The sequence below is a fragment of the Streptomyces sp. NPDC023527 genome (assembly GCF_055560115.1).
Genome location: NZ_JBVHJJ010000002.1, coordinates 725,904 through 732,089 on the forward strand (window position 1 = coordinate 725,904; position 6,186 = coordinate 732,089).

7 protein-coding genes are annotated in these 6,186 nt (G+C 71.8%); all 7 read right to left on the reverse strand.

The genetic code is table 11. The annotated features are described in order from the left end of the window. Window positions 1–152 precede the first annotated feature (152 nt). On the reverse strand, window positions 153–614 hold the full coding sequence (gene ssb, locus ACZ303_RS06865) for a single-stranded DNA-binding protein (protein ID WP_467335755.1): 462 nt from the start codon (window positions 612–614) through the stop codon (window positions 153–155). Window positions 615–634: 20 nt separating this feature from the next. Beyond that, the gene (locus ACZ303_RS06870; protein WP_467335757.1) at window positions 635–874 is read right to left on the reverse strand and encodes a hypothetical protein; all 240 of its coding nucleotides are present in this window, start codon (window positions 872–874) and stop codon (window positions 635–637) included. A 114-nt stretch (window positions 875–988) separates the two neighbouring features. Continuing rightward, complete coding sequence (locus ACZ303_RS06875; protein WP_467335759.1) at window positions 989–1,273, reverse strand: hypothetical protein; 285 nt, start codon at window positions 1,271–1,273, stop codon at window positions 989–991. A 39-nt stretch (window positions 1,274–1,312) separates the two neighbouring features. Further along, the gene (locus tag ACZ303_RS06880; RefSeq protein WP_467335761.1) at window positions 1,313–1,507 is read right to left on the reverse strand and encodes a hypothetical protein; all 195 of its coding nucleotides are present in this window, start codon (window positions 1,505–1,507) and stop codon (window positions 1,313–1,315) included. Between the two features lie 207 nt (window positions 1,508–1,714). Then, entirely contained in the window at window positions 1,715–3,823 is a 2,109-nt protein-coding gene (locus ACZ303_RS06885) for a hypothetical protein (RefSeq protein ID WP_467335763.1), read from the reverse strand. Window positions 3,824–3,891: 68 nt separating this feature from the next. Then, on the reverse strand, window positions 3,892–4,692 hold the full coding sequence (locus ACZ303_RS06890) for a hypothetical protein (RefSeq protein WP_467335765.1): 801 nt from the start codon (window positions 4,690–4,692) through the stop codon (window positions 3,892–3,894). Window positions 4,693–5,550: 858 nt separating this feature from the next. After that, window positions 5,551–5,862 carry a hypothetical protein gene (locus tag ACZ303_RS06895; protein WP_467335767.1) on the reverse strand — a complete coding sequence of 104 codons (312 nt, stop codon included), beginning with the start codon at window positions 5,860–5,862 and terminating at the stop codon, window positions 5,551–5,553. Window positions 5,863–6,186 lie beyond the last annotated feature (324 nt).

The following is a 6,186-nucleotide window of genomic DNA, read 5'->3' on the forward strand; positions in this document are numbered from 1 at the left end:
ATGTGGCGGCCCGCCCAGATAAGTGCGACCGGGGGCAGGCTCGCCCGATGGGGGTGGGTTGCGTCATGCTGGATGTCTCCAGTTCTGTGAGAAGTGCTGGCAGGCAAGGGCGGCCCTAGGCTTTGGCGAGACGGGGGCCGCCCTTGGCACAGCTAGAACGGGGGCTCGATACCGGGCTCGGCGGTCTCACGGGTGCTGGTGGCCGGGCTGGATCCGGTGCTCCAGGCGTCGTTGGACGTGGGCCGGGGCTGCTTGCCGTTGATGGTGACGGTGGTGAAGCGCAGGGACGCGCCGATGTCGTCGACCTCCAGCGCGAGCATGGAGCGGTTCTCACCCTCCGGCGTCTGCCAGTCGTGCTGGCGGATCCGGCCGAACAGCACCACGCGGGAGCCCTTGGTCAGGGACTCGGCGATGTGCTCCGCGAGGGTGCGCCAGGCGGCGCAGCGGAAAAACGTCGAGGTGCCGTCGCGCCACTGCCCGGAGTCCTTGTCGTAGGTGCGCGGGGTCGCGGCGACGGTGAACTTGGCCAGGGCGGATCCGTTGTCGGTGAACTTGAGTTCCGGGTCGGCGGTCAGGTTGCCGATGACGGTGATCGGGGTCTCTCCGAACGACATGCCGGTCTCCTCAGTGCGGGTCAGAACGGGGGTTCGATGGCGAAGGGGCAGGCGCAGGCGCGGCGGCGGTGTTCGCAGACGGTGCAGCGCTGGAGCGTGGCCGCCTTGTGGGGCAGCCATACCCGGGCTAGCGGCAGGGACGGCGCGCAGCGGCAGTCCTCGAAGTCCGGCTCCTCCCGGCCCGGGTAGCCGACAGGTACCTCGCCCTCGCCCCCGCAGGTGCGGCAGCCGGGCTCGGGAAGGCGGTGGAGGGCGAGCATGGGGCGGGGGCCAATGGGCCGACGGCCCAACCGGTGGGAGTACCACGCGGGGTGGAAGCGGATTGCCAGGCGCCGGCGTGCGAGGAAACGGCGGATCACAAGGGCCTCCGGGGGTTACTTCTTGGAGTGGAAGAGCTTGAGACTCAGGCCGACCCCGATGGGCCCGGTCAGCGAGCCGACGACGGCCGCGGTGCGCACGGCGAACTCGAACAGGGCCAGGGCGGCGGCCGCCATGCCCATGAGGCCGAAGGCGATGGCCAGGCCGATGAACAGCGGCCGGGCGTAGGAGCGGGTGGTGCGCTCGGGGGTCGGGGTGGTCTGGACGATGACGAAGGGGCGGCCGCCGGCCTGGTGGTAGATGTCGGCGGGGATGTGCGGGGCGAGGGTCCCTAACGTCACGTTGGGCGGAGGCGGTTGGCGCATGAAGGTTTCTCCTTGTCAGGAGGTGAGGTTGGGGATGGCGTGGATGAGGGCCGCGCACACGCGGTTGATGGGTCCGGCGGCGCCGGTGCCAGCGGCGAAGAAGCCGGCGAGGAAGAGCACGATCGCGGGGCCGGGGCCGACGTAGCGGGAGCGCAGGACGAAGAACGCGGCGATGCCGAAGAGGACGGCGGCGGAGGTGGAGAAGGTCACGTGAGCCTCCGTTCGCGGGGCCGGGGCGCGCCCGGTGTGCGGCTCGCCCCGGGTGCGGGTGCCTGTTGGCTGGCCTGTCTGTCGCCTGTTGCCTGTCGCCTGTCTGTTGCCTGTTGTCTCCCAGCTCAGAGGGGGTTACAGGCATCAGGCGACAGAACGGGCCCCTTGCCGAAGGCGGGGCGACAGGCGACAGACAGGCGCCGGTGGTCAGCCTTCGGAGGGCGGCGGGGTGTGCTGGCGGTGGACGTAGCGGGCCTTGCTGCCCTCGCCTGTGCGGATAACTTCTCCGGCCTCCACCCATGCCTTGAGCCAGCCCTGGATGGTCGGCCGCGTCGTACCGAAGTCCGGCTTGAGCTCCCGTTCCATGGCGGAGGCGCCGGTGCCCTCGGGTCCTGCGGCGATGATCAGCATGAGGGCGGCCTGGCGCGCGTCGGGCTCGTTGCGTGCGGTGGATTCCCGCCCGGTGGTCCAGGTGGAAGGGTCCGACCAGTCTGTACCACCGCCGCCCCCTGCCGGGACGGCATCCGGGTCGGCCGAGGGCAGGTGAAACATCTGCTCCAGCTCCTCCGCACCGGGAGTGGGCAGGTGGCTGATGTCGGTGGGGCGGGGGGTGTCCCAGTCGGCGGTGGCCTTCCACCGCCGCTCCCCGCCCTCCGCGGCCGTGGGACCGGGGGCTGTGGCGGTGGCGTGCTGGGGCGCCCAGAGGTGTCCGCAGCGCTCCAGCGTCCAGCGCTCCGCGTAGTCGGGGCCCGCCGCGTCGAGTGAGGGCGCGTCGAGGGCGGGACGCCGGTGGGCGGTTGCGGCGCAGACCTCTTCGATCAGGCTGGGGGTCATGCGCCAGTGGCGGCCGGTGTTGGGCTGCTTGCCCTCCACCCCGACCAGGACCGAGCCGGGGCCGTCGAAGGAGTTCTCCGCGGACAGGGCCCGCCACCCGTAGAAATGCCCCAGCTCCGCATCCTCGGTGGCTCCGGTGCAGACCCGGTTGGAGGCCATCTTGCGGACCATCGGGTCCGGCAGCACGTCCGATGTCACGCGCAGGACGGAGACGACCGCGCGGAGCGCCATCGCACGGGCGATCCGGATGACCTCCGAGACCCCGGCCAACACGGCCTTCGCCTCGCGGGTCGCTGCGACTTCGGCGCCCTCGTCCATGACGATGACGATCTCCGGGAGATCCGGGCCGACGGGAAGCTTGTCGTCGTCCTCGGCCCGCATGTGGTCTTGGTAGGCGACCTTGCGCTGTTTGGCGATGCGGACCGCGGCGCGGAGCATCCGCTTGGCTTCCTCCGGGCTACTGGCCACCCAGTCCACCCCCGGCACCGGGATGTCCGCCCCGGCCCACCGCGACCCTTCCGCGCCTTGCTGGGCCTCGCGCCAGGCGTGCAGCCAGGGAAGGCCGATGCTGCCGCCGTTGAGGTCGATGACCCACACGAGGGTGTCGTTGGTCTGGTTCAGGCGGGCGATCAGGTGGTGGAGCCAGTTTGTTTTTCCCGTGCCGGTGGGACCTGCCACGACGGTGGATGCCTGGCGAAAGTCCAGCTCGGCGCGCCCGCCGTCGGAGAGGAGGGCGACCGGGACCGGGTTGTTCACGGTCGTGATGTCCGCCATCTCCTCGGCAGGGAAGGGCATCTCGACGCCGGCCAGGCTCTTGGTCGTGACCTTGATGAGCACCAGCCGGCGGGTCATGCCCTCATGGACGCTGATACCGCCCCCATTGGGCAGGTCCAGGTCGGAGGCGAGTGCGTCGGCCCGGTCGGCGATCGCTTTGCGGGTGGTGCCGCCTTCGGGGAGCTTGAGTTCCACGGTGTAGCCCATGCCGGTCGGCCACTGCTCGATCCCGACGACCTCGGTGTTCTCCACCCGGCAGACCCGGGCGATGCGCTCGATCCACTCGGCCGCGAGCGCCCGCCGCGTGCCGATGGTCAGCAGCATCGACCGGCGGGCCTGTTCGGTCTCCTCGTGCGCGGCGAACCCCACCGCCAGCGTCCCCGCCGCGATGCCCGCGACGGCCAGTGAACCAACGGCAGGCAAGGTACCCGGCCCGCCGGAGGACAGGGCCCAAGAGGACCAGGTGCCCGCGGCGAGCCAGCAGGAGCTACGGAATCCGAGGGTCGCGGTGAGCCCCTTACGGAGCCCGGCGGCGACGGTGCCCAGAGCGCCGGCAACCCCTGCGGCCAGTGACCAGCTGGCGGGCATCCCCGTGGTGTGGGCGAGCGAGGTGGCGACGAAGGTGGTGGCGGTGCCGTTCAGCGTGCCGGACAGGATGCCGTGCCCAGCGGCCCAGTCGATCCGGGGTGTGCTGTTCTTCCTGCTCATCGCGTCCTTTCCAAAGGAACGGCCCCCGCATGGTGCGGGGGCCGTGCAAGAGAGGTGCCGGGGGTGGGTCAGACGTTCCAGCGGCGTTCGCCGTCGATGCCGTTGCGGGGGTTTTCGATGCGTTCGATGTCCTCGGCGTGGACGCGCCGGTAGACGGTGCCGACCTCTTCCAGGGCGGTGACGACCCTGTTCATCGCCCGGTAGCCCTCGCCGATCTCCTCGGTCACCGCCGGGTTCACCGGCAGCTTTTCGTCGGCGAGTTCGGCAAGGACCCGCAGCGTCTCCTGCACCGTGGCCATGGCCTCCGGCAGGTCATCGATCAAGTGCTGAAACTCGGCCATGTGCTCCGGATCGAAGGTGGAGGCGGCCTGAAGCATGACCTCGGCGGCATCAGAGAGGCGGACGAAGGCGGTACCGGACTCGGACATCTGGCGGTCTCCCTCACGAATGGTCTTGCCGAGACGGACCGGCCGCACTGCGCGGCCTGCACCGGGCGCGACTGGCGGAGTGGTCTTCTGCGGGCGGCGGGGGTCATTCACGCGCTCGCCGGGCACCGGCACCTGTCCGGGCCCGGCCGTGCCGCGGATCGCCGCATCACGCCGGGCCCGTACCAACCGGGCGCGGCCCGCCAGGCGGGCCCACACCGCGCGCATGTGACGCGAGGCCCGACCGGACCGCCGCATGTTCCACAGACCCGACAACAGCCCCACGCCACCAGCCACGGCCGCAGAACCCGCCATCCGGGCACCGTGCCGCAGCGCGGAGCGCCGTAACGCCTTGCCCTGCGCCGGACTCCCGGCCGCCGTCCTGGCCTTGCCGTGCGGGTCGATGCCGGTCTGCTTCCGGGCTTTGGTGATGCCCTTGGCCACCCGTCCCGCGCTGCGCTCCGCAGCCCTCGCCGCACGAGCCGGGGCGGTGGCCTGCCGACGGGCCCGCGCGGCACGAACAGCGCCGGCCACCGCACGACGGCCCCCGCCCACGGCACGACCGGCGCCCGTGAGCGTGCCGTTACGGGCACGTCCGCTTGCTGGGTGCTTCGACAAGTTCACCGGCCTGCCGCCCCTGGCCGTACCGGGCCGGACGGTAGACCGCCCTGCCGCAGGACGACTAAGCGCGGAGCGATCACCTGTACGCCGGGGGCCAGCCACCGAACGCTTGCCTACCGGCGTTGCAGCCTTGCCCCCGGCGGTGCCGCGACGCGCAAGAGAGCCGACCGCACGGGCGGCAGCATGGCCCCTGCCGGCCGCCGCACGAGCCGCCCTGCCGCCCCTCCCACCATTACGGCGGGAAGGCACGGCAGTTGTGGCACCACGGTGATGGGCTGGTGCGGCATGACGACGGCCGGCGGACCGCGCCGTCGTGCCGGACGTGCTGGGTACGCGCGCTGACCTGGCCCTGCGGCCTGCGGTCCTCTTCGCCAGTCCGCCGAGGGCGGCGGCTCCGGCAACCGCACCGGTGGCAGCCAGCGCCACCGGACCGCCGAGGGTCAGGGCTCCCGCACTCACCGCTCCAAGGGCGTTGGCCCCGGCCACGGCAAGCGGAACGCCCGGCAACGGAGCGGGGCTTCCGGCGACCGCCGGGGGCGCGGTGGGAGGAGGTGGTGGATTGGCCGGTACTTCCACCGCGTGAACACTGATATCCGGCATGCTGAGATCACTCCTTTGCTGGAGGAGGCGCCCCGGCCGGGCCCTGAGAAAGCGGGCCGGGGCGCCGTGACGGTGAACGGCTCAGGCGCGGGAGGCGGGGACGTGGCGGGGGTGCGCGGCGGCGGCTTCCTGCCAGCGGCGGCTCTCCGCGGCGTCCGCGTCGGAGAGGCGGACGCGGAAGGAGCAGCCGCTGACCTGGCACCGGTGCGTGGTGGCGAACGCGGCCTCGGCCAAGTGGTTGATCGCAGCCGTCACGTTGGCGAAGAGCGCCAGCGCGCAGACCGTGACCAGGGTCATCGGCACGTCGTAGCCGCGCAGGCGCGATCCGGCGGTCAGGGCGACGGCCGCGCCGACAAGGGCTGCGGCCGGGAGACGAAGACGTCGGTACTGCATGTGCTTCCTTCCTCGGGACGGTTCAAGCAGCGCGCTGTTCCTGGAGGTAGGCGCAGGTCACGCACACGCCGAGTGAGATGGGGATAGAGCGGCCTCTTGGGCAAGAAGGTGCAGGGCCGCGGTGGCCTGTTGGGGGACGACGCCGTTGCCGAGTGCTTTGAGTTGGGCGGTGCGGGAGAGCCCGGCAACGTCGGTGACGTGTCCGGCGGGTAAGCCCATGAGCCACTCGACCAGGGGCGGGTTCAGCCGTCCCAGAGCGTCAACTGGCCCGGGAGCGGGGCGGCCGAGGACCGCCGCCCACCGGTCGATCGCGGGGCCGTACCC